Source organism: Ruegeria sp. AH12 (assembly GCF_056541465.1).
Genome location: NZ_JBQFYL010000002.1, coordinates 482,497 through 505,774, shown reverse-complemented (window position 1 = coordinate 505,774; position 23,278 = coordinate 482,497). Strand labels below are relative to the sequence as shown.

Below are 23,278 nucleotides of genomic sequence, written 5' to 3'. Positions count from 1 at the left end.
CTTTGATGTGCTACAACAAGGCGGTCAACGCAAAAGGGTGCCGCATGGCAGAGAAGACAAACCTCGCCCGAAGATGGGTTTTGCTGGGGGGCGGGTCGGCCCTTTTCGCTGGCTTTGCAATCCGCGAATACCGTTTGATTCCACAGGATTATTCGGGCGATCAGCTTGATGTTAAGCAAGCGCATCAAAGTGCGGTTTCAGGTGACATTCTGTTGGTGGATATTCGTACCCCGCGCGAATGGAAGGCGACCGGCATCGGGCAGGGCGCGCAACCGCTGGATATGCGGCGGGATGATTTCGTTTCAGCTTTGTTGCAGTTGACCGACGGGGATCAATCCGGCCCGATTGCACTGATCTGCGCACGGGGCGTGCGGTCTGCGCGGTTGAGCAATCAACTGACCGAGGCGGGATTTACCAATATTATCGACGTGCCGGAAGGCATGCTGGGATCAGCGGCCGGGCCGGGTTGGGTTTGGTCTGGATTGCCGGTCGAGACGTATTCTGAGGGGACCTGAGCAAGATGAAATACTGGTTGTCTGCCTGTTTGGCCGTTGCGGCCCAGTCCGCATTTGCTGATTGCGGCCCGGATGAGGGCACATGCAAGACGACCTTGGGCGAATATCACATCGAACTGCCCAATGCCGAAAACCCGCCTTTGCTGGTATTCTTGCATGGCTATGGCGGCAGTGGGTCCGGCACCATGAACAACCGCAGCATGGTCGAGCCTTTATTGGCCCGTGGATACGCCGTTATGGCCCCCGAGGGTCTGGAAAGACCGGATCGCGGCGGCACCAAAAGCTGGAACTTCTACCCGGGTTTTGGTGAACGGGATGAGACAGCCTTTCTGGGCGAAGTGGTAAACGATGCGGCAGAGCGGTTCGGCATCGATAGCGATCGCGCCGTTCTGGGTGGGTTTTCAGCCGGAGGGTTCATGGTGAACTATCTTGCCTGCGATGCGCCCGAGACCTTCTCGGCTTATGTGCCGGTTTCTGGCGGGTTCTGGCGACCACATCCAGAAGCCTGCAATGGGCCGGTGCGCCTGTTCCATACGCATGGCTGGATCGACAATGTTGTACCGCTCGAAGGGCGGCTGCTTGGGGGTGGTCGGTTTCATCAGGGTGATATCTTTGCTGGGCTTGAAATCTGGCGTGTTGCCAACGGATGCGTTGACACTAAGCCCAGCGGGTTTTCCACGACCGGTCCATTCATGCGCCGGTATTGGAGCGGCTGCGCTGATGGCGGCGCGCTCGAATTTGCACTGTTCCCGGGTGGCCATAATGTGCCCAACGGTTGGGCGGACATGATGGTGGATTGGTACGAAGGTCTGTCCGGCGGATAATCACTCTGCCGGGGTCATGCTGCCTTTACCTTCGATCAGACGTTTCAGTTCATCGCGGTGACGACGGGCTGATCGGGTGATATCTGGCTCAGCAAAATCCTCGCGCATTCCGACCATCTGACGCGCCGCCCCGGCGGACACGCCGCTTAGTGCTGACAGTGGGATTGCAAAAGCCAGGCTGATGGCAATCGGGGCCAGCCAGACTGAAACCAGACCGGCCAGTATACCAAGGCTGAGTGCGATGCCGCTAACGGTTTCCAGCGCATGGCAAAAGATCAGCGTGCGCAGACCATAGCTGCCTCCGTCGCGCGCCTGCGGTGACCAACCTTTTTGCAGGCCCAAGGCGGTGCGGAACACGGCAATCATCTGTTGCACCATCAGGATTGGCGCGTAGAGGATCGACAGGATGACCTCGAAAAGGAATGAGGTGAAGAACCGCCGCCAACCGCCGAAATCTGAATAGCGGACACCGCTCAGTGGCAGCGCCGCCACGCCCAAAACCTTAGGGGCCAGCAACATCGCGTACATGACCAGAATGATCAGCACGTGACGGGTTTCGCTCATCTCGGGCCATTGCGGAAATAGTGGGTTGTCCGGGCTGAAATAGTGCAGAACCGACGCCTCTTCGCCCTGACCGATCAGCGCCCACATCAGCAGCAGCGCAAACCACAGCGGCGACATCAGATAGCCGACCGCCCCATGGAACATGTGAAACCGCGAGACTGAGCGGAACCCGCGCGAGCCCAGCAATTTCAGATGTTGCAGGTTGCCCTGACACCAGCGGCGGTCCCGCAGGGCGTGGTCGATGAGGGTGGGTGGTGTTTCTTCGTAAGAGCCGCGAATACGTGGCAGGAACCGCACGCCCCAACCAGCGCGGCGCAGCAGACCAGCCTCGACAAAATCGTGGCTCATGATCAGCTTGTCCTGCCCGTTGAGCGAGCGCAGTTTAGGCAGACCCGCACAGGTCGCGAATGCTTTGGTTCGGATAATCGCGTTGTGACCCCAGTAATTGCCTTCTTGTCCGCACCAGCGGGCCAAGCCTTCGGCAAAGGCAATGCCATAGACGCCATTGGCGAATTGCTGCATCCGGGCAAAGACCGACTGCGCGCCGATCAGTTGCGGGTAGCTTTGGATCAGGCCCGCGCCGGGATCTCGGGCCAGCGAATCCGTCAGGCGGGCGATGGCGCGACCGGTCATCAAGCTGTCGGCATCCAGTACCAACATCGCGTCCCAATCCGCGCCCCAACGGCTGACCCAGTCAGCGATATTGCCTACCTTGCGATCGGTATTCTGTTCGCGGCGGCGATAATAGAGTTTCAGGTCCGGGGCCAGCGTTGTGCGCAGCGCCTCGATACTGGCTTGTTCCTGCGCAGCGATCTCGGGGTCGCGGGTATCCGACAGGATGAACATGGCGTATTCGTGCCGTCCACCGCGTGCGCGCAGCTGCTCTAGCATGGTGCGAGCATTTCCCAGTACGAACCATGGCACTTCGTTGTAGATCGGCATCAACAGGGCGACGCGCAGCGGCTGCGCGCGACCTTGCGGTACAGGCCGTTCTTGCCGCGATAGTGAGATCATGCCCAGCAGAACGGTGCAGACCGTGAAGGATATCCAGAAGAAATTAAACGAGATCAGGGTAAGCAAAATGCCTTCGACTAGGTTGATGCCTTCGGCCCCGAACCAGTCGGCCATAACCCATAGCAGGCCAAGTGTTGCCACCATGGCCGGGGAAAAGGCCAGCGCGCGCCAGAACCCGGCCGAGCGATGTTTGCCTGATGGCACCTCGGCATCACGGAACCCGGCGCTGAAGTCCTGAGCGGGCATCGCCAGTGGCGCCTCGGGTGGCATGATATGCAAGTCGCGGTTCATGCGGTCCAACGATACAGCCACACTTCGGAGGCCGGGCGTTTGTTGACCAGCAGCTGCGCGCGCAGTTCGACATGGTCACGCTCACCGGGTTGGAAAGAAAACGCCAGACGCACGCCGCCGGTATCGGGATTGCGCTGCAACACACCATCCGAGGTTTCGGCGTGAGGGGAGTTCGCAAAGATGGTAACCGCGTCCAGATCCTCGAACAGCTCACTGGGTTCGAAGTCGATCACAGCCAGACGGCCCTCGCCAAAGGTATTTTCGCCCATCGCAGTGTTGATCACACGCGGCATCGGGGTGCGCTGAGGTTCCTCGCCCCAGATCAAGCGGTAGGTCAGATCAACCTGGTTGCCAGCAGAATAAGGTTCTGCCGGACGCCAATAGGCAACGATGTTGTCGTAGATCTCCTGATCGGCTGGGATCTCAACCAGCGTCACCGTGCCCTTGCCCCAATCAGCGCCGGGCTCGACCCACAGGCTGGGTCGCTTGTGATAATTCGCCTCAAGATCCGCATAGTCCGAGAATTCGCGTTTACGCTGCATCAGGCCAAAGCCCTGAGGGTTCGTGTCCACGAAGGAAGAGATTTGCAGACGGGTTGGGTTGGCCAGAGGCCGCCAGATCACCTCACCCACGCCATTGCGGATCAGCAGCCCGTCACTGTCATGGACGGCGGGGCGGAAATCGTCAAAGCGGCTGTGGTTGGTTTGGTCGAACAGGAACATCGAGGTTCCGGGCGCGATGCCGACATGATCCAGTTCGGTGCGTGGGAACAAGGTGGCCTCGACATCCATGATGCAATCGGCCCCTGCGGTCACCTTAAACCGATAAGCCCCTGTTACGCTGGGGCTGTCCATAAGTGCGTGGACCACCATATTGCGTTGGCCGGGTTCCGGTCGTTCCAGCCAGAAGCGGATGAATTCGGGGAACTCCTCGCCATCCGGATCGCCTGTTTTCAGCGCCAGACCGCGTGCAGACAGGCCGTAAACCTCGTGCAGACCAATGGCACGGAAATAGCTGGCCCCTTGCCAGACGCAGAACTCATCGGTTTCGCCGGGGCGGTGCATTTCAGTGCGCAGGCGCAGGCCGGAAAAGCCCAGCGTTTCATCGATGGGAAGGGTTGGAACATCTTTGGACTTGTCGAACATGTCCAGGTCGAAGGCGACCGGTTTGGTCATGCCATTCTCAACCGTCGACACTTTGACCGTGCGCGGAAAATACAGGCCAGGCGTGAAGAAATCGACGTTGAACGGCGTCTCGGTCTCATACCACAGCGCGCGATCAAGCCGGAACCGGATTGATCGGTATTGCTGATAGGTCAGGTCCTGCCATTCCTGCGGCACCATCTCGCGCTCGGTAAAGGGGCGATTTGCCAGTTCGCGGGCCAGCTCGATCACGTGGTTGCGGTCAAACGGCACGTCACCGCCCGAGGCAAAGGTGGCCGGCGCCAGAAACAGCGCTGAAGTTGAAGCCAGAAATGCGCGGCGCGTCAGGGTCATCTCTTTGATTTCCAAGGCTGTGATTTGAACCAAGCCGCCAGATAGGCCACCGCGATGATCATGGCAAAGCCAATCGTGTTGGCGGCGAAGACGGTGGCAAAATCCCGCCCAGTCTGATCCAAGGCAACGCCGATCAGGCGCGCTGCGGCCATCGAAAAGACGAAGACGGCGAGCGATTGCTGACCCACTTTGGTGATCAGTTTCAGTGCCACTTGCCAGATGCGCGCGCCAAGGCTGTGACCCGAAGCAATCAGGCGATGACCATGTTCACCGGCGACGACCCAGCCCAGATAGGCCAATGACAGGAAGTGGATATAGCGGAACAGGCCAAACTCGGTCTTGCCGCGCAGTTCTTTGGTCAGGGGCCAGATCTCGCGGATTTGCTCGGCCAGACCCGGGGCAGCGGACTGCACCCAGAGGAACACTTTCCAGGACCCGATCGGCGCGGACAGAACAAGGAACGCAATCGCCGCCCAGATCAGCGTATTCGAAACCGGCGGGGCCGGAATCCAGCGGCGCATGAAGGCAAAGCCGGTGAAGAACAGCAATTGCCAGCCAAACGGGTTGAAGAACCATTGACGATCCGACCACGGCTCGGCCGGAAGGGCCAGCGCTCCGGTTTGAGCAATAAACCAGATCGCCACGGAAACGGCGGCCATCAGCCAGAAATTGACCCGATACAGCGCCATGTAAAGCGGCATCATGGCCAGAACCACCAGATACATCGGCAGGATGTCAAAGTAGTTCGGCACATAGGTCAGCGTGAAAATCCCCACCATCTGAGAGGCTGGGTCTTTGAAGAAGTGCTGAAGGTTCAGGGATGAGATGTAGGTCTTTTCAAACGCACCGGTCTGGTCCAAGGCGGCCATGGTCATGGCGACAAAGAAAAACAGGCAGATATGGGCCCAATAGACTTGCCAGATGCGGAACGCCACGCGGGCCGTGCCCATCCACCAGCCCTTGCGCATGAAGGCTCCGCCAAAAGCAATGGCCGAGGCCATGCCGGAACAGAACACAAAGATCTCGGTCGCATCCGAGAATCCGAATCTGGCCGGAATCCAACCGGTCCAGGCGTTGCCGGGAATATGGGCCACCAGAATGATGAACATCGCAATGCCGCGATAGAAATCCAGCCGCGGGTCGCGCATCGTTGCGGGCGTCGCCGCATGGGCCGCCGCAGGCGCAAAATCAGAAGCGGGCGAAACAGTCGCCATACGTTTTCTGTCCTTCTTAGTCTTTTGGTTATTCAGCCGGGACGCTTTGCGCGTCGCCGCTGTCGCGAGCCGCTTCGATCAATGCGCGGCGCGCTAGTGCGTAATTGTCCTCGCCCCCGGCGCGTTTCGCGCGGCGATCATCCAGAATGCGCTCGACTGCATCCAGACGACCTGCGCGCAGGCCGGAATCAATTGTGATGCGCTCGAATACATCACGCTGGGCGTGGCTGCCACCGGCCAATTGCATCCCGGCCCGAGCGGTTGACAGGAAGTCAAAGGCCGCGCCGTAAAGCCCGTCGCCAAACGCCTCAAGCCCCTTGGCAGCTGCGATGCCCGGATCAGACATGCGGATCGGGGTGTCGCCTTGATTGCGCTGCGCATCCTTTTGGATACGCTGCAGCATTTTCCCGGTTGCATCGCCGCGATTGTCACCGGTCAAGGCCAGCAGATAGTGCAGGTCAGCAAAGATCAGACAGCCATCCTCGGTCCGAGCGGCGCTGAGATCGGCCAGTTCCTCCCAACGGTTGCCGACATCGATCCCCTCAAGTTCGAGCCGCGAGAGCAGCGATGTGGCGTTTGAGATGTCGCGGTAGTCGTCGGTCTTATCCTTGCGGATATGCTGATCGTATAGGGCCATCACCTGATCGACCTGACCCAGATCCAAATGCATCAACGCCTTGTGCCACCAGACGTGATAGCGGAAGTTATTGCAATGGGCCCAGGCATCTTCGCGCCCGGCCAGCCAATCAAGGCCCAGTTGGGCATTGCCCGTCATTTCGTGCACATGGGCCACAGCATGCAGGCCCCAGGCATCGTCTGAAACCATCCATAGCGCCTGACGTCCGGCAATCTCAGCCTTCTGGTAAGCACCGGTTTCTTCCAGCGCAAATGAGTGGCAACCCAACAGGTAGCCGCGCCCGGCATGATCGGGCTCATAGGTAGGCAGGATGCGTTCGATCGACCGACGCATTCCTTCGGCGTCCCCAAGAACAAACCGGGTTGCATGGCTGAGTTTCATCGCCAGCGTATCGGTTGGATGGGTGCGCAGAATCTCTTCGAACTTCTGGATCGCTTGCGAGGGCAGGTCGGACAGATAGAGTGAAAGTGCCTCAACATACAGCCGTTCGCGGGCTGATACAGGCTGGCGCTCCATCGCGGTGGTGGCCGCACTCAGCGCTTCGGTCGCGACGGGCAGCATTTCGCGTCGGCCCAGCAGAACCATGAACAGGCCCTTGATCGCGTGGCCTAGGGCAAAATCCGGTTCCAGCTCAAGCACCTTGCCCAAGTGCTGAGGGGTGATTGCTGCGTGCGCCATGAACCCAAGCAGAACACCATCCCACGCTTCGGCGCTGGCCGAGTGGGTCAAAGTGTTCATCTGTCCAAAAACGTCTTGTTTCATACTTGGGTCCAATCCGACTGAGATATTCGACACTGTTTGATTTATCAGAGTGTGCGGGCGCGTCGTAACAGTATCGACCCTGCTCTCGAATTGGTGAAAAGGCGTGTGTGCAAAAATTGAAAAAAACCGCCGATTCAAGGGCATGTTTCAGCAACTTGCCGCCGAAATGGGCAAGTGTTTCAGTCCTCAAAGGGGTTTTCAGCGCCTAAAATGTCATCAGTGTCTGCACCAAACAGTGGCGGGGCGTGCCGGTATGTTACAGGCGTGCGCGACAGTTTCAGCGGATTCCCGATCAGATTCACCTCACCCGGCTGGGCCTGCATGGTGATTTGCATCTCGCGCGCGGCCACCTGATCGGTGTCGAAGACCTGATCCAGCGTCTGCACCGGGCCAACAGGGACTTTGCGCCTCTCCAGTTCCGAAATCACGGTGTCCATGTTGTGCGACCGAAGCGCAGGCCGCAGAATCGCATTCAGAGCATCGCGATGCTCCAGCCGGGCCGGGTTGGTGGCGAAACGCGGGTCGTCGGCAAGGTCGGAGCGGCCGATGAAATCGCAAAAACGACGAAACTGGCTATCATTGCCAACCGCCAAAATCACGTGGCCATCTGCGGTCTGGTAGACATCATAAGGTACGATATTGGGATGCCCATTGCCACGTCGCTGCGGGACGTTGCCTGATGTCAGATAGTTGACGCCTTCGTTGATCAGCCAGGCCACCTGCGAATCCACCAGCGCCAGATCGATCTGCTGCCCTTCGCCGGTCAGATCGCGATGGCGCAGGGCGGCCAAAATGCCGACAGCGGCGTACATCCCACACATCACATCAGATATACCGACGCCTACTTTCATCGGCGCGCCATCCGGGTCGCCGGTCAGTGACATGACGCCACCGTAGCCTTGCGCCATCAGGTCATATCCGGGCTTGCTGGAATTAGGTCCGGTTTGCCCATAGCCGGAAATCGAACAATAGACGAGGCCCGGCAGATCCTGCGATAAGCTGTTGTAATCCAATCCGTATTTGGCTAACCCACCGGGCTTGAAATTCTCGATCAGGATATCAGCATGCGAGGCCAGACGCTTGATTTCGGCCTGCCCCTCGGGCGTTGCAATGTCGATGGCGACGGATTTCTTGTTCCGATTGGCCGACATGTAATAGGCACTCAGGTCCGAGCGGTTGCCTTCGGCATCCGTCACATATGGAGGTCCCCATTGTCGCGTGTCGTCCCCGCCCGAGGCCGGGTTTTCAACCTTGATGACGCTTGCGCCCAGATCGCCCAGCAATTGTGTGCAGGTCGGCCCGGCCAGAATGCGAGACAGGTCCAGTACTTTGACGCCCTTCAGCGGCCCGTCAGATGCGGCCATCATATCCTCCACGCTCGATCTCGGCGGCGATTACGGTAAAGCGGTCGGCTTTGACCGCCTCTTCCAGCGCCGTCCGCAGTTCTGCGCGGTTGCGAACAGTATGTCCATAGCCACCGAAAGCGCGCCCCATGGCGGCAAAGTCATGGCGGTCGAAATCAACACCCCGATTGCCCATCTGACGCTGGCGCTGTTTTAGTTCAATCAGCGCAAGGCTGGCATCAACAAAGACAAGAAAGATGGGATTGCCGCCCATCTCGGCGGCGGTCGACAGCTCTCCGGCTATCATCAGGAAACCGGCATCGCCTGAGAAACTGATCACCGGACGCTCGGGTTCGGCCAGTTTCAGGCCGATGGCCATGGGCAGGGCACACCCCATGGTGCAAAGCGCCGAAGACTGGATCAGCCCACGCGGTTCGTGACACTCCCACATCTGGCTCAGCAGGATGCGATGCGCACCACTGTCTGCCGTTGCAAGAGCGTTCTGTGGCAGGGTGGCGCGGGTTTCGGCGATCACAGCAGCAGGCCCCCAATCATCATCTTGCGGGAAGGTTTGCGCCAGCGCTGCCTTCACCTGAGCAGGTTCTCCGCCGGGCCATGTCGCGCGCGCCTGGGTGCCTTTGGCCATAGCTTCGAGGGTTTCGCCGGTGTGAGCCACAAGATTCAGCCCGGCCTGATGCATATAGTGATCATTGACTACGGCCGAGATATCGATGACGCGCTTTTCGACAGGGTCCCAAATTTCGCGCCAGCCGGGGCGCATCTCGATCGGGTCGTAGCCCAGGCACAGAACCAGATCGGATTGTTCGATCAGAGGGATCAGGTGCTTGTCAGCCAAAGGCGACAGCCCTGCACCGCCCAGACATAAAGGGTGATCCTCGGGGATGACACCCTTGGCCTTATAGGTTGTCACAAACGGGATGTTGAAGTGTTCCAGAAACGCCTGCACCACGCTGCACGAGTCATCATAAAGAACATCCAGTCCAATGATCGCGACGGGACGTTCGGCCTCGGACACCCAGCGACGTGCTTTGGCAAGGCAATCGCCTTCCGGAGCAACGGCTGCGACCTTGGCCAGACGCCGACGCTTGGTCGATGACACGCGCATATCCGCGACCGAGATTGGTACGTCGATATGAACCGGGCCGGGCCGGGGCTGGTTGGCCAGCGATACGGCCTTGTCGGCGATGATATCCGCGCCTTCTGCGGTCATCACAAAAGTGGCCTTGGTGATCGAGCGATAAACCTGGCTGTGATCCATCACCTGATGGGTATAGGTCAGCGCTTCATCGGGATCCACGCAGCCGGTCAGAACAATCATCGGCACCCGATCCTGAAACGCATTGGCGACCACGTTGATCCCGTTCATCGCACCTGGGCCAATAGTGGCAACCAGAATCGCGGGTGCGCCGTCGCGGTGATGCACGGCTTCGGCCATGAACCCGGCCGCGTTTTCATGTTTGGCCAGGTGAAAGGTGATCCCTGCTTGCTCCAGCGCGTCGACCAGTGTCAGCACCTCACCGCCGGGCATGCCAAATGCATGGCGGCATCCGGCCTCATACAAGCGTTGGGCCAGCAAATCAGCCGCGCGGGGGGACATGTCCTGCATCAATGAGCTCCGAGATTTTCATTGCCAAGCAGATGTCTGACCTTCGCCCCAGAGGCAAGCCGGATCACGCCAGTGTGACTATTCGCGCGCCGATTCCGCAATGGATTGAAACTTCGCGTCCAATTCTGCAGCGATCTCAGACAAGGCTGCGCCACCTTGGTTGGCATATGGGGCGAAGACAAAACTGGGAGTCTTGTAGGACAGGGTTGCAGTTCCGTCCTCATTCTCGGTGACGTAAAACCGGATCGGGGCTTCAATCATCGCCTCGGTTGAAGTTTCCAGAACCCGCACAGCATAGTCATTGTTGAACACGCCGATCACCCGATTGCCGGGGATGGTGATGCCACGCGCCGCTGCTGCCTTGGTCGGACCGGCCTGCGTGACAACGATTAGCCCGTTTTCTTTGACTGCCGCCTTGGTGTCCGCGATCAAGATCTCATAGGTCTTGTCGGTCTCATACACGGCCCAGCCCGGCAACGCCTCGTCGGCCAAGGCGGGCAGGGCAAAAAGGCACATTGCTGCGTACAGGGCTTTCATATCTGAGATCTCCGTCAAGTATTCACATCTTGATGCCAGAGTTTGACGGGGTTTGCACTCACATCACCGTGTGGATTTTTGCAGCAAATAGATATCCATGATCCAGCCGTGATCGGCGCGGGCTTTGGCGCGGGTGTCCAATATCTGTTGGGCGACGTCGATCAGTGGCCCATGGATCAGGATTTCTTCCTTCATTCCGACATAAGCGCCCCACCAGATGTCATAACCTGCTATATTAAGGCTTTGGAATGAACACTCCCCATCCAGCATCACCGCAACTTTTGATGCGTCCGCAGGCCACCCTTCGTCACGCAAGCGCCGACCGGTTGTGACCACATAAGGTGCGCCAATATCGTTGATCGGGATCGCATGCGCGGCGGTCAGGGCTTGTAGAGCGGTGATCCCCGGAATGACGCGTTTGCGGGGCTGCGGGTGCAATCGGGCTGCGATGCGCAGAGAACTGTCATAGAGCGATGGGTCGCCCCAGATCAACAGCGCCACTTTGGTTACATCCGGGTACTCTGCAATGGCTGCCTGCCAGCGCAATGCGATGGCGTCATGCCAGTCGTCGACACCTTGCAGATATCCCTCATCCGAGCGGCGCGTGGGGATATCGAAATAGGCGATCTGAGGTGGCGTCTCGCAGGCCTTTGCGATGATCTCTTCCCGCACCCCGGCCAGATCCGCTTTGCTTTCGCCTTTGCGCGGGATCAGGATCAGATCGGCCTCTCGGATCGCTTGCACACCCTGAAGGGTCAGATGATCGGGATTGCCGGTGCCGATACCGATCAGGGTCAGCTCATACATCTTCGAATTCCGCGAGTGGGCCATAGAGGATCAGGGCCGGGGCTGTTCCGATCTCGGATTTCAGCTTGTCGGCCAATGCGCCGATGGTCGAACGATGAAGGGCCTGATCCGGGGTCGAAACGGATTCCGCCAGCAAGGCAGGGGTCTCCAACGGCAGGCCATGTGCATGCAGCGCTTCGACCAGCAAGGGAAAGGTGCGCTTGCCCATGAATACAACCGTTGTGGCCAGCCCATCGGCCAGGGCAAGCAGGTTCAGGTCTTCGGGCAATTGCCCGCTTACATCATGGCCGGTCACAAACTGCACCCGGCGCGCGGTCAGGCGGCGTGTCAGAGGGATGCCAGCTGAGGCAGCCGCCGCGACGGCAGAGGGGATGCCCGGTATGATCTCATAGTCGATCCCGGCCTCACGCAACGCGACCAGTTCCTCTTCCAACCGTCCAAACAACCCGCCATCCCCGGATTTCAGTCGCACCACGTGCTGTCCTGTTTGCGCGTATTCGACCAGTAAGCGACTGACATGGTTCTGCTTCGGCGATGGGCGACCAGCGCGTTTGCCAACCCCAACCAAATCCGCATCTTCGCGGGCATGGCTCAGGATCGGGCCGCTGCTCAGGTCATCAAACAGTACTGCATCGGCTTTTCCTAGCCGGTCCACGGCTTTAAGCGTCAATAGTTCCGGGTCACCAGGCCCAGAGCCGATGAACGAGACAAACCCATTCATGCCGAGGCCTCAGCGATCAGGTGAAAGAACGTACCGGTGACATTGCCACGCACCGACCCGGTTTGGGGACCTTCCGTGCCTTCGGCATCAAAGACGCGCGCAAGCGGCGCATCGGGTTGGTCAACGATCGAAGAATAGTGGAACTCATGCCCGCGCAGGGCTGCACCTGCTGCAAGCCCCGGCATCGGGGCCAGCAATTCAGCCCGGCGATAACCCAGATTGAATTTGCGCTTCTCGTAGGAGGTGACCAGCCCAAGCAACCCGGCCATTTGGTGCCGTGTGCCGTCTTTATCGATTAGCCCTTCCCCCAAAGCCATGTAGCCGCCGCATTCGCCATGCACCGGTTTGGTTTCAGCATGGCGGCGCAGTCCGTTTAGGAAGGTGTTTGCCGCTGCCAGTTTGCCGGCATGCAGTTCCGGGTATCCCCCGGGCAGCCAAACCAGTTCGGCATCCGCCGCCGGCGCTTCATCCGCTAAGGGTGAGAACGGTAGCACTTCGGCCCCGGCTGCGCGCCAGCCTTCTAGCAAATGGGGATAGGTAAAGGAAAACGCTGCATCCCTCGCCAATGCGATCCGTTGGGCCGGGGGCCGCGGCAGCGCGGCTGACGATGGCCCAACCGGGCCTGAGGAGGCCGCCCGCTTGATCGCCTCCAGATCTACATGGTCGCGCAGGAACGCCGCATAACCCACGATGGCGCTTTCCAGATCGGGATGCTCAACAGCTTGGATCAAACCCAGATGCCGCTCAGGCAGGGTCAGATCACCGCGTCTTGGCAGCACGCCTAAAACCGGCAGATCTGCACGCTCCATCCCTAGCCGGGTCAGTCGCTCGTGGCGTGGGCTGGCACAGCGGTTCAGGATCACGCCTGCAAAGGGTAGATCGGGATTGTACATCTTGAACCCCAGTGCCGTGGCTGCCGCCGATTGCGCCTGTCCGCCCACATCCAGCACCAGCACCACCGGCCAGCCCATGCGCTGCGCGGTCTCGGCGCTGGAGCCATGGCCCAGCTCGCCGGGTTTGGCCACGCCATCGAACAGACCCATCGAGCCTTCAGCGACCACAATATCCGCCCCTTCTGCCTGAGCAGAGATCGCGCTCAGAAGCGGATCATCCATCGCCCAACTGTCCAGGTTGAACGAGGCCCGCCCCGCAGCTGCGCGGTGAAAAGCCGGGTCGATATAGTCGGGGCCGCTTTTGAACGGCTGCACGGTCAACCCATCCTCGGCCAATGCCCGCAACAGCCCCAGCATGACAGTGGTTTTTCCTGTGCCCGAAGACGGCGCGGAAATCAGTATGCCCGGAGGATTAGTCATCGCCATGTTCCCAGCTGGACCATGGGCTATCCGCGCTTTGCGGACGATACCGACGGTCATAGGTCTTTGAATACAGGCAGCTTTCGTCAAACCCTTCACCTGCCAGCACGGGTCCGACCATGATCAGAGCGGTACGCGAAATGCTTTCGTCCAACGCGTCTTTCAGCGTTTCCAAGGTCGCACGGATGATCCGCTCATCCGGCCAACTGGCGCGATAGACAACGGCCACCGGGCAATCCGCGCCGTAGGCTGGGGTCAGGTCAGCGATAACCTTGTCCAGATTGCCAATCGAAAGGTGAATGGCCAGTGTGGCCCCGGTGCGCGCGAAGTTTTTCAGTGTCTCACCCTCGGGCATTGATGAAGCCCGGCCGGGCGTACGGGTCAAAACCACGGATTGTGCCAGACCGGGCAGCGTCAGTTCGGTGCCCAAAGCCGCAGCTGCTGCCGCAAAGGACGGCACGCCGGGGGTGACGCTGACCGGAATACCCATCTCTTTCAATCGTCGTATCTGTTCGCCCATCGCGGACCAGACCGAGAGGTCACCCGAATGCAAACGTGCCACGTCCTGACCTGCCTGATGAGCAGCGTCAATCTCGGCCATGATCTGATCCAGATCCATCGGCGCGGTGTTCACGATCTTCGCGCCTTTGGGGCAATGGCTAAGAATCTCTTCCGGAACCAGCGACCCGGCATAAAGGCACACCGGGCAAGAGGCGATGATATCGCGCCCGCGCAAGGTCAGCAGGTCGGCGGCACCCGGTCCGGCACCAATGAAATGAACGGTCATGTCTGTCCTCCGATGGCGATGGCGCAGGTGGCCAGCCGGTCGTGTGAAATCTGTCTGGGTGTAATCAGCCGCGCGCCGAATCCGGCGGCGGCCAATGCAGATGCCTCTGCCACGCTGCCGGTGCCATAGCTGGCGCGGCTGCGGGGTGAACATATCAGGGTACGTTGTTCGGCAAGATCAGCAGGCGCGATCAAGTGTAACGGCAAGCCTAGGGTCGCAGCGAAGCCCGCCAAAGCGGGGTGCCCATCTTTGTCTACGACCGTGGCCAACGCATCCACCGCATGGCCCGAGGACGCCTGATCATAGGCCGCCTTCAGGCTGTCGACTGTGGCGGCGTTAGAAAACCCAAGACCGGCGACGATCATAGGGTCACGCTCCACTGCACCACCGGGTAGGCGGATTTCCATCCACGCCGGGGACCCAGAGGGCCCGCCTGCGCCAATTCAATCCGTAGCAAGTCACCGCCCAGCGTTTCATGCCACCGCGCCAGCAGCGCCTCGCTCTCGAGCGTTACTGCATTCGCGACCAGCCGCGTGCCCTTTGGCAGACTGTCGCGCAACCAGACCAGCAAGGCCTCGGACAAGCCGCCGCCGATGAATACAACATCTGGATCAGCCAAGCCTGACAAAGCCTCAGGCGCGGTGCCGTGAATGACTTCCAATCGATCCTGCCCCAGCGTGTCCGCGTTGCGCCTAATGCGGTCTGCGCGCTCGGCCAGTGGTTCAATCGAGGTGGCGGTCAAGGTCGGATCGCACATCAGCCATTCGATGCTAATAGACCCGGTACCGGCACCAATGTCCCACAGATGCTCGCCCCTTTGCGGTGCCAGCGCCGACAGGGTCAGCGCGCGGATGGGGCGTTTGGTGATCTGACCATCGGTTTCAAAGATGTCGTCTGGCTTGCCGGAAGCTTTGGGGAAGGACAGGCCGGGACCGGTAACCTCAAGCCCAACGCAAACGGGATGATCAAAAGTGCCCAGCAGGGCTTCGGTCAGCGAAACCGTCTGCGTGTTTTCGCGCGGTCCGCCAAGGGCTTGCATCACGTGCAGGGCGCTGTCGGCAAAACCGGTCTCTGTCAGATAGGTTGCCAGTTCGGCCACCGCCTTGCCATCGCGCAGCAACAGGATCGCGCGCAGGCCCGCCGCCAGATGTGGGCGCAACCGGGTCAAGGGCCCGGCGTGCAGTCCAAAGGTCAGTGTGGCTTCCAATGGCCAACCCAACCGGGCAGCGGCCAGCGAAAAGGTGGATTGACCCGGCAAGGCAATCCATTCGCCCGCATCAAAGGTCCGGGCAATGACCGAGCCCGCGCCAAACCAGAACGGATCACCTGATGCCAGCACAACCGTGGGTCGCCCGCGCAGGTCGGTTAGAATGGGTATCCCATCGGCAAACGGCACGGGCCATTCGATCTGTTCGGCCTGAGTTTCTGGAACCAGCGACAGATGCCGTGGCGGGCCGATGACGACTTCGGCCCGATCCAGGGCTTGACGACTTGCGGGTGGCAGGCCATCCAGTCCATCTTCGCCCAGTCCCAGAATGGTCAGCCACGGAGCTTCATGCATGCCCAAACTCCTGCTTCTTGGCGGCACGACCGAGGCCAACGCCCTGGCCCGCAGCCTTGCCGAACGGGGGATGAATGCAATCTACTCCTATGCCGGGCGCGTGGACAATCCTCGCCCGCAACCTCTTCCGGTTCGCGTGGGTGGGTTCGGAGGAGTCGACGGGCTGGCCGAATACATCCGCGACAACGCCATCACGCATGTTGTGGACGCAACGCACCCCTTCGCAGCAAAGATGAGCGCCAACGCCATAGCTGCGTGCAAAGCGGCGGATGTTCCGCTTGCCGCTTTGACCCGATCTGCCTGGAGCCCGCAAGAGGGTGATCGCTGGCAACATGTGTCGGATATTCCGGCAGCTGTAGCGGCGCTTGACGGTCCCGCTCGGCGCGTGTTTCTGGCTGTGGGTCGAATGCATTTGCAGGATTTCGCGGCTCAGCCTCAGCATCATTATTTGTTGCGACTGGTCGATGAACCGGAAACTGTACCTCTGCCCAACGCTGATATAGTGGTCTCGCGTGGGCCCTTCACGGTTGAAGACGATGTTGCGCTGATGAAAAACCACGGCACCGAACTTGTTGTTTCGAAGAACGCAGGCGGCACGGGTGCGCGCGCCAAGTTGGATGCTGCGCGGACGCTGGATGTGCCTGTCCTGATGATCGACCGCCCCAGCCTGCCGCCTAGGCAGGAACTGTCTTCGGTCGATCAGGTTTTGGACTGGCTTGATCATTCCTGACCCTCGGCCAAAGTGAACCTTGGTGTGTAGACAATCGGCGCGCCTTCGCGTTCGATCACGCGGGTTAGGGAGGAGCCGACGATCACAACGGTCTGCATATCGGCCATTTCGGGCGTCGCTTCGGCCAATTTCGAAATCCGGATCGCCTCATCCGCACGCGACACGGCGCGGGCAAACAGGATCAACCGTTCTGGCTCGCATTCCTCTCGCAGGATTTCCAGCGTCTTTACAAACCCTTGTGGGCGAGACTTTGAGCGTGGGTTATAGAACGCCATGGCGAAATCGCCTTGTGCGGCCAGACGCAGCCGCTTTTCGATCAGCGACCAGGGTTTAAGGTTGTCACTCAGGTTGATGGCGCAGAAATCATGCCCCAGTGGCGCACCCGCGCGGGCCGAGGCGGCCAGCATGGCCGTAATGCCCGGCAACACGTCGACAGGGATATCGCGCCAATCAACGGGCCCGTTTTCCATCGCTTCAAACACGGCGGCGGCCATGGCAAACACGCCGGGGTCTCCGGACGAGACCACAACAACCCGTTTCCCCTCGGATGCCATCTTCAAAGCATGCTGGGACCGGTCGATTTCAACGCGGTTATCGCTGGCATGCAGGGTTAGCCCCGCGCGATCTGCCACGCGTGCGACATAGGGGATATAGCCAACCAAATCCGTAGCCTCGGCCAAGGCAGCTGTGACTTCGGGTGTTACCAGCGCTTCATCCCCGGGGCCAAGCCCGGCAATCTTGACCCAACCCGTCATGGCCGCCGTCCCTGTCCGTGAACGATGATGATCGAGAAATAGGGCGTGATCTCTTCGCAATCATCGGAAAGTTTGCAGACCCGCTGATTGGGCATCTGGGCGTATTCCACGATCCAGGCGCGGTCATACAAGCCTGCGGTTTTCAAGGCGCGTTTGACCTTTTCGATATTGCGCCCGATTTTCATAACGACCAACGCGTCGGTTTGCGCCATGCGACGGGCCAGATCGTCTTCGGGCAATGTTCCCATCAGAATAGTCAGGACGTCGTCGCCCCAAGTGATCGGGTCGCCCGTTGCGGTCCAGGCACCGGACATGCCTGTGATCGCGGGTACGATTTCAACTTCAGCTTCATCTCGTAAGCGGCTGTAAAGATGCATGAATGAGCCATAGAAAAACGGGTCACCCTCGCATAATACCACGACATCTTCACCTGTGTTGGACAGGTTTTTCAGATGCGCGGCGCAGTCTTCATAAAACGTAGCGAGCAAGGCGTTATAGCGCGGATCAGACAGTGGAATTTCCGTGGTGACGGGGTATTCCATCGGGAACTCCGTCGCAATGCCGGGTATCATGCCATCCACAATCTTGCGCGCCTGACCGTTGCGGCCCGGCTTGCGAAAGAACGCCACATGGCGCGCATTGCGCAGCAAACGGTCGGCCCGAACGCTCATCAGATCGGGGTCACCGGGGCCGAGGCCAACGCCGTATATGGTGCCGCCGCTCATTCGGCGCGGCTCGCGATGGCGTTCACGGCGGCAACGGTGATGGCACTGCCGCCCAGACGCCCTTTGACGATGCACGACGGCACCGGCTGTGCCTCCCACAGGGCGTCCTTGGATTCGACCGCGCCGACAAAGCCCACCGGGCAGCCGATGATGGCGGCGGGGCGTGGGCAATCGGGGTCCTCCAGCATGTTCAGCAGGTGAAACAAAGCCGTCGGCGCGTTGCCGATGGCGACCACAGCGCCCTCAAGATGCGGACGCCACAGCTCCAGCGCGGCGGCTGAACGCGTGTTGCTCATCTCGGCGGCCAGTGGTCGCACGCGTTCGTCATGCAGGGTGCAGATCACCTCATTCTCGGCGGGCAGGCGGAACCGGGTTACGCCTTCGCTCACCATACGCGCGTCACACAGGATCGGCGCGCCACCTTCCAGCGCGGTCCGCGCGGAGGATACGAAACCGGGTGAGAAATGGACGAACTCTTCCAGCCCGACCATGCCAGCCGCGTGGATCATCCGAACGGCGACCTGCTCTTCGTCGGCGTCGAACCGGGCCAGATCGGCTTCGGACCGGATGGTGGCAAAGCTTTCCCTGTAGATCGCCGCGCCGTCGGTTTCGTATGTGTAGGGCATCAGGTGAAGTCCATCGTCATCAGTGTTTCGGGGTTCAGCCCACGCAGGATTGGCTCATCCCCTGTGCGGCCCTGTTTGACAAGATCAAATCGTCCGTTCTGGCCGACCAAAGTCACATCCGCCGGGCCCATCCGGGCGCACCCTTTGGAACAGCCCGAAACATGAAGTGTGCCGGGTACAAGCGGGGCCAATTCTCGGGCGATTTTGCGGGTTTCCACCTGCGCCTGCGGGCAGAGCGGCGCCCCGGGGCAGGCGTCGGCGGTCATCAGCGGGTCGGTGCCGTCCGTGACGAAGCCCGGGGCGGGTATCGCCGCCCCGCCTTCCAGCAGGATCAGTCGCCACGGGGTGAAACGTAAGGCCGAGGCGCCGCTGTCGCGGATCAGCACGTGCAACTCGTTTGCGGGCAATTGCCCGAAGGCCGCGCCGTATAGGCTGCCCAGATCGCAAGCGCCTGGTTGCAACGATGCGCCGATGGGTCCGGGGTCGCGGCCCTGCCACTCCTTAGGCAGACCAAAAGCCGCCACGGCCCGCGCCATGCGGCGGGTGTCCGGCGTGAACATCTCGGCAAACCACGTGGCCAGAGCAACCAGGTGATCAATGGCCTCGGCCTCCGAGACTGCTCGTCCTGTCTTTGCCCCATCTGCGCGTAGGATCAGGACATCGGCGGAACGCTCCAACCGGATATCGGCCGAATCCGTCGCGAGCAGGCGCTCCGGTCCGGTGTCGATGGCAAAGCCGAATTTGGCGGGTAGCACGGGAAGCTCGCTCAGGCGGTCGATCAATTCCTTTGTCAGCCGCGCGGTCAGATCGCCCGGCTGGTAAAGCGGTGAGACCAGAATGTTGCGCCGAACCTCGATACTCGGCTCCGTGTCCAGCAGCCCAAGCGCGGACAACTCGGACAGCAAAGCCTGGTGTTCCCCTTCCTGCACGCCGCGCAACTGCAGGTTCGCACGGTTGGTCAGGTCGATTGTGCCGTTGCCGTATTTCTGGGCCAGTTCACACAGACCAAGCGCCTGTGGTGCGGTCAGCCGTGCGAGACGAGGGCGCACGCGCACCACCAGCCCATCCCCTGACATCATCGGTCGGTGGGCGCCGGGGCACCAACCTTGGACGACTGGTTTTGGGGTGGGCGCGCTCATCCCAGCCCCTCCAGATCCGCCCGGATCGAGTTGCGCCGCGTTTTCCATAACCCGGCATCCAGCAGTGCGCGGAACCGGTCCTGCATGGCCTGATGGGCCTGCGGATTGGCCTGCTGCAGGAAGGCCTCCACGTCTTCATCGCCCAGTGTGGCATCGTGGTAGAGGTCGAACAAATGCGATGCAACCGTGCCCGAGAGATGCGCAAACGAGGCCATGTGATCTAGCGTCGCGGCTATCTCTGCCGCGCCCCGGAAGCCATGCCGTTGCATCCCGGCGATCCAGTCCGGATTGGCAGCGCGGGCGTGGACGACGCGGCTGATCTCTTCCGGCAAGGTGCGGGCGCGTGGGTTTTCGGGATTGGTATTGTCCAGATGATACAGCTGTGCGGTCCCACCTGCGGCCTTCTTGGCGGCGGCAAAACCGGCCTCATGCGTGGCGTAGTCATTTGCCAACAGCAAGTCTGTCTCGGTCAGGTCCTGCAGGTGAACAAAACTGTCGGCGTGCGCCACGAGTTGAGTGATGCCCGCCTTGTCCTGAACGATATTCTCGCCCTCCAGTGCGAAGGAGCTGGCCTCAAGCCACGCCTCACCCGCCTGTACGCGCGCCTCGTCAGTATAGACTTCGGACAGTTGGGTCATGTTGACGCCATAGCCGCCGGGGGCGGGGCCGAAGACGCGGGCCGACGGGGCTTGACCGGCATAAGGGTTCCAGTCGGTCGCCTCATCCCGCGCCGCCAACGCACGGATCGCCTGACCGTAAAGCGCCGAAAGGGTTGGGAAGACGTCCCGGAACAGGCCCGAGACCCGCAGCGTCACGTCTAGGCGCGGGCGGCTGAGGTCAGTGATCGGCAGCACCTCGATCCCCGAGACCCGCTCGGACCCTTTGTCCCAGACCGGTTTCACGCCCAAAAGGTGCAGCGCCATGGCGAATTCCTCACCCGCCGTGCGCATGGTGGCCGAGCCCCACAGGTCGACGATTAGCCCCTTGGGATAGTCGCCTTCTTCCTGAAGGTGGCGGCGGACCAGTTCCTCGGCCAGCTTGACGCCTTGGGTGTAGGCCGCCCGCGTGGGCACCGAGCGGGGGTCGGTGGTATAGAGGTTCCGCCCGGTCGGCAGAACGTCCGAGCGACCGCGATAGGGGGAACCGGACGGCCCGGCCTCGATCCGTTTCCCGGCCAGCGCGTCGATCAGAGCGCTACGTTCCGCATGGGCCGAGGGCGCGGGGTCGAAAGTGCCGGACACCTCAGGCGCGCGGCCATAGATGTGCAGCCCGTCGCCGAACTGGCTTTCTTTGATATCGCAGACAAAGCGGTCGATGCGGGTGATTGCCTCCGCGGTGCAGGTCGCCTGATCGAGGCCCAGATCGCTTTCTAAACCGATGGCCTGCGCCTCGTCGCGGATATCCTCCTGTAAACGGTCACGCCGTTTGGGGTCCAGCCCGTCCGCGTTCGAAAACTCATCGAGCAGCGATTCCAGACGCACCATGCGATCCGGCGTCCCGCTTTCCTTCATCGGGGGCGGGATATGGCCCAGCGTGACAGCCCCGATCCGACGCTTGGCCTGCGCGGCCTCGCCCGGGTCGTTGACGATGAAAGGGTAGATCACTGGCAGGTCGCGGATCAGCGCCTCGGGCCAGCAATTCGCAGACAGAGCAACGGACTTGCCCGGCAGCCATTCCAGCGTGCCATGCGCGCCGATATGGATCAGCGCGTCTGCGCCCAGCCCTTTGCGGAGCCACAGATAGAAGGCAACATAGCCGTGGCGCGGGGTGCGAGACAGGTTGTGATAGTCGTCATCGCGCAGTTCAGGAATGCCGCGTTCGGGTTGCAGTGCAACCAGCGCGTTGCCTCGGCGCAGGGCGGTGAAGTGGAACGCGCCTTTGGTAAAAACTGGGTCGTCTTCGGGGTTGCCCCAAACGGTTTGGAGATCGGCGCGCAGTTGCTCGGGCAGGCCAGCTAGGGCCGCATGGTAGTCTTCCAAAGACCATGAGATGCGCGCGTCCAGCAGGGTTTCAGCAATCGGCTCAGCCGGTGCGGTGTTGTAGCCCTCGGCCTGAAGATCGGCCAGCATCGCCTCGGCCGAGGCCAGCGCGTCCAGACCCACCGCGTGCGCCATTTGCCAATCTTTGCCGGGGTAGGTCGACAGAACAAGCGCGGGCACCTGATCCGCTTTTGGCTTGTCATGTAGTGTCAGCCAGCCGGTGACACGGTCGATGATCGCTTCGATCCGTTCTTGCTCAGCCCGGTGGGCAAAGCGGGAATATTCCAGATGCGGATCGCGCTTGCCCGGTTCTTTGAACGAGGCAATGCCCGCCGAAATGCGCCCGTCCACCTCGGGCAGCACCACATGCATGGCGAGGTCGGCAGGGGAGAGACCCCGTTCCGCCTCGGCCCACGCTTTGCGGCGCGACGTGGCCAGAGCCATCTGAAACACGGGCACGCCCGCCGCGTCCAAAGGGGACGTACCCGATGCGCCTTTGCCTGAGAACGAGGTGGCGTTGATGATCGCCGAAGGTTTCAGTGCGACGATGTTGTCGCGCAGCCATTCTGCGGCAGCAGGAGCCTTGAGCGAGGGGGCGAAGAGACCGACGGCCTCGAACCCACGATCCCGCAAGCTGCGGATCACGGCGGCGACGGGGGCCGTGTCCGCCGAGGTCAGATAGGCGCGATAGAACGTGACGACGATACGTTTTGCGTCGCCCGAAAACGCAGTCTCAACCGGGATCACGCCGCGATCAGGACACCACGCGCCGGATTCGGGCAGGATCTTAGCCCCCATAACAGGGCCGGCATAAAGCCCCGCCGCCAATGCCATCTGCGCTAAGGCGGCCTGTGCTGCGACTTCACCGCCGGTGTCGCAAAGATGGGCCAGACGGCGCAGGGTCGAGACGGGTAGGGTGGAATATTCATCCAGCCGCGTGTCCTCACGCCCGTCGGCGGGTAAGACGGCCAACGCGATGCCCTTGTCCTGCGCCAGCGACAGAACTTGCTGCAGTCCGTAGGCCCAGTATGGCACGCCACCAATCAGGCGGATCAGAATGCCCTTCGCACCCTCAAGCGTCTGTTCCACGTAGGTGTCGACGGACAGAGGATGCTTCAACGCCGCCAAGTTCGCCAACCGCATCGTGGGCATACGCCCCTCGGGCCCGCCGCCACGGTGCCAGCCTGCCGCGAAAGCGCCAAGGTCGCTGTCCGAGAAGGACAGCACCACCAAATCCGCCGGGCTCTGGCCCAGATCGGTTGGGGTTTCCGTTTCTTCTAACCCGTGGCTTTCGCGGAAGACGACGTGCAT

21 protein-coding genes are annotated in these 23,278 nt (G+C 60.9%); 3 read left to right on the top strand and 18 right to left on the bottom strand.

Features of this window, described 5'->3' with window-relative positions; translation table 11 throughout:
• Positions 1 to 44: 44 nt before the first annotated feature.
• Both ACR0EL_RS06580 and ACR0EL_RS06575 read left to right on the top strand, forming a co-directional pair.
• The gene (locus ACR0EL_RS06580; protein ID WP_480498964.1) at positions 45 to 515 is read left to right on the top strand and encodes a rhodanese-like domain-containing protein; all 471 of its coding nucleotides are present in this window, start codon (positions 45 to 47) and stop codon (positions 513 to 515) included.
• A gap of 5 nt (positions 516 to 520) precedes the next feature.
• Entirely contained in the window at positions 521 to 1,339 is an 819-nt protein-coding gene (locus ACR0EL_RS06575) for a CE1 family esterase (protein ID WP_480498963.1), read from the top strand.
• Here the strand turns inward: ACR0EL_RS06575 and mdoH are convergent, their stop codons facing one another.
• From mdoH to cbiE, 13 genes are all read right to left on the bottom strand, one after another.
• Positions 1,340 to 3,208, bottom strand: a complete 1,869-nt coding sequence (gene mdoH / locus ACR0EL_RS06570; protein WP_480498962.1) for a glucans biosynthesis glucosyltransferase MdoH — start codon at positions 3,206 to 3,208, stop codon at positions 1,340 to 1,342.
• Positions 3,205 to 4,704 (bottom strand): OpgD/OpgG family glucan biosynthesis protein, encoded by a 1,500-nt coding sequence (locus tag ACR0EL_RS06565; protein ID WP_480498961.1) that lies wholly within the window; start codon positions 4,702 to 4,704, stop codon positions 3,205 to 3,207. Before ACR0EL_RS06565 ends, mdoH begins: the two co-directional genes overlap by 4 nt.
• Complete coding sequence (locus ACR0EL_RS06560) at positions 4,701 to 5,918, bottom strand: OpgC family protein (RefSeq protein ID WP_480498960.1); 1,218 nt, start codon at positions 5,916 to 5,918, stop codon at positions 4,701 to 4,703. Before ACR0EL_RS06560 ends, ACR0EL_RS06565 begins: the two co-directional genes overlap by 4 nt.
• 28 nt (positions 5,919 to 5,946) lie before the next feature.
• On the bottom strand, positions 5,947 to 7,317 hold the full coding sequence (locus tag ACR0EL_RS06555; RefSeq protein WP_480498959.1) for a tetratricopeptide repeat protein: 1,371 nt from the start codon (positions 7,315 to 7,317) through the stop codon (positions 5,947 to 5,949).
• Positions 7,318 to 7,496: 179 nt separating this feature from the next.
• The gene (locus tag ACR0EL_RS06550; RefSeq protein ID WP_480498958.1) at positions 7,497 to 8,681 is read right to left on the bottom strand and encodes a CaiB/BaiF CoA transferase family protein; all 1,185 of its coding nucleotides are present in this window, start codon (positions 8,679 to 8,681) and stop codon (positions 7,497 to 7,499) included.
• On the bottom strand, positions 8,668 to 10,287 hold the full coding sequence (locus ACR0EL_RS06545) for a thiamine pyrophosphate-binding protein (protein WP_480498957.1): 1,620 nt from the start codon (positions 10,285 to 10,287) through the stop codon (positions 8,668 to 8,670). Before ACR0EL_RS06545 ends, ACR0EL_RS06550 begins: the two co-directional genes overlap by 14 nt.
• Before the next feature lie 78 nt (positions 10,288 to 10,365).
• On the bottom strand, positions 10,366 to 10,824 hold the full coding sequence (locus ACR0EL_RS06540) for a DUF302 domain-containing protein (RefSeq protein WP_480498956.1): 459 nt from the start codon (positions 10,822 to 10,824) through the stop codon (positions 10,366 to 10,368).
• 63 nt (positions 10,825 to 10,887) lie between these two features.
• A complete protein-coding gene (gene cobF / locus ACR0EL_RS06535) occupies positions 10,888 to 11,631 on the bottom strand; it encodes a precorrin-6A synthase (deacetylating) (protein ID WP_480498955.1) in 744 nt (247 codons plus the stop codon).
• Positions 11,624 to 12,352: a uroporphyrinogen-III C-methyltransferase gene (gene cobA / locus ACR0EL_RS06530; protein WP_480498954.1), complete on the bottom strand. Its 729-nt coding sequence runs from the start codon at positions 12,350 to 12,352 to the stop codon at positions 11,624 to 11,626. The genes cobF and cobA overlap by 8 nt, the downstream gene beginning before the upstream one ends.
• Positions 12,349 to 13,671, bottom strand: a complete 1,323-nt coding sequence (locus ACR0EL_RS06525; protein ID WP_480498953.1) for a cobyrinic acid a,c-diamide synthase CobB — start codon at positions 13,669 to 13,671, stop codon at positions 12,349 to 12,351. The genes cobA and ACR0EL_RS06525 overlap by 4 nt, the downstream gene beginning before the upstream one ends.
• A complete protein-coding gene (gene cobM / locus ACR0EL_RS06520; RefSeq protein WP_480498952.1) occupies positions 13,658 to 14,452 on the bottom strand; it encodes a precorrin-4 C(11)-methyltransferase in 795 nt (264 codons plus the stop codon). Before cobM ends, ACR0EL_RS06525 begins: the two co-directional genes overlap by 14 nt.
• A complete protein-coding gene (locus ACR0EL_RS06515) occupies positions 14,449 to 14,817 on the bottom strand; it encodes a cobalamin biosynthesis protein (protein WP_353008291.1) in 369 nt (122 codons plus the stop codon). Before ACR0EL_RS06515 ends, cobM begins: the two co-directional genes overlap by 4 nt.
• Positions 14,814 to 16,013: a precorrin-6y C5,15-methyltransferase (decarboxylating) subunit CbiE gene (gene cbiE, locus ACR0EL_RS06510; RefSeq protein ID WP_480498951.1), complete on the bottom strand. Its 1,200-nt coding sequence runs from the start codon at positions 16,011 to 16,013 to the stop codon at positions 14,814 to 14,816. The genes ACR0EL_RS06515 and cbiE overlap by 4 nt, the downstream gene beginning before the upstream one ends.
• Between cbiE and ACR0EL_RS06505 the strand changes: the two genes are divergently transcribed.
• Complete coding sequence (locus ACR0EL_RS06505) at positions 16,012 to 16,743, top strand: cobalt-precorrin-6A reductase (RefSeq protein WP_480498950.1); 732 nt, start codon at positions 16,012 to 16,014, stop codon at positions 16,741 to 16,743. The two genes, cbiE and ACR0EL_RS06505, sit on opposite strands and share 2 nt — an antisense overlap.
• Here ACR0EL_RS06505 and cobJ read toward each other — a convergent pair.
• The 5 genes from cobJ to cobN are packed head-to-tail and all read right to left on the bottom strand — an operon-like array spanning position 16,734 to position 23,278.
• Positions 16,734 to 17,498 carry a precorrin-3B C(17)-methyltransferase gene (gene cobJ / locus ACR0EL_RS06500; RefSeq protein ID WP_480498949.1) on the bottom strand — a complete coding sequence of 255 codons (765 nt, stop codon included), beginning with the start codon at positions 17,496 to 17,498 and terminating at the stop codon, positions 16,734 to 16,736. The two genes, ACR0EL_RS06505 and cobJ, sit on opposite strands and share 10 nt — an antisense overlap.
• A complete protein-coding gene (locus ACR0EL_RS06495; protein ID WP_480498948.1) occupies positions 17,495 to 18,223 on the bottom strand; it encodes a precorrin-2 C(20)-methyltransferase in 729 nt (242 codons plus the stop codon). Before ACR0EL_RS06495 ends, cobJ begins: the two co-directional genes overlap by 4 nt.
• A complete protein-coding gene (locus tag ACR0EL_RS06490; protein ID WP_480498947.1) occupies positions 18,220 to 18,849 on the bottom strand; it encodes a precorrin-8X methylmutase in 630 nt (209 codons plus the stop codon). The genes ACR0EL_RS06495 and ACR0EL_RS06490 overlap by 4 nt, the downstream gene beginning before the upstream one ends.
• Complete coding sequence (cobG, locus tag ACR0EL_RS06485; protein ID WP_480498946.1) at positions 18,849 to 19,988, bottom strand: precorrin-3B synthase; 1,140 nt, start codon at positions 19,986 to 19,988, stop codon at positions 18,849 to 18,851. Before cobG ends, ACR0EL_RS06490 begins: the two co-directional genes overlap by 1 nt.
• Positions 19,985 to 23,278 (bottom strand): cobaltochelatase subunit CobN, encoded by a 3,294-nt coding sequence (cobN, locus tag ACR0EL_RS06480; RefSeq protein ID WP_480498945.1) that lies wholly within the window; start codon positions 23,276 to 23,278, stop codon positions 19,985 to 19,987. Before cobN ends, cobG begins: the two co-directional genes overlap by 4 nt.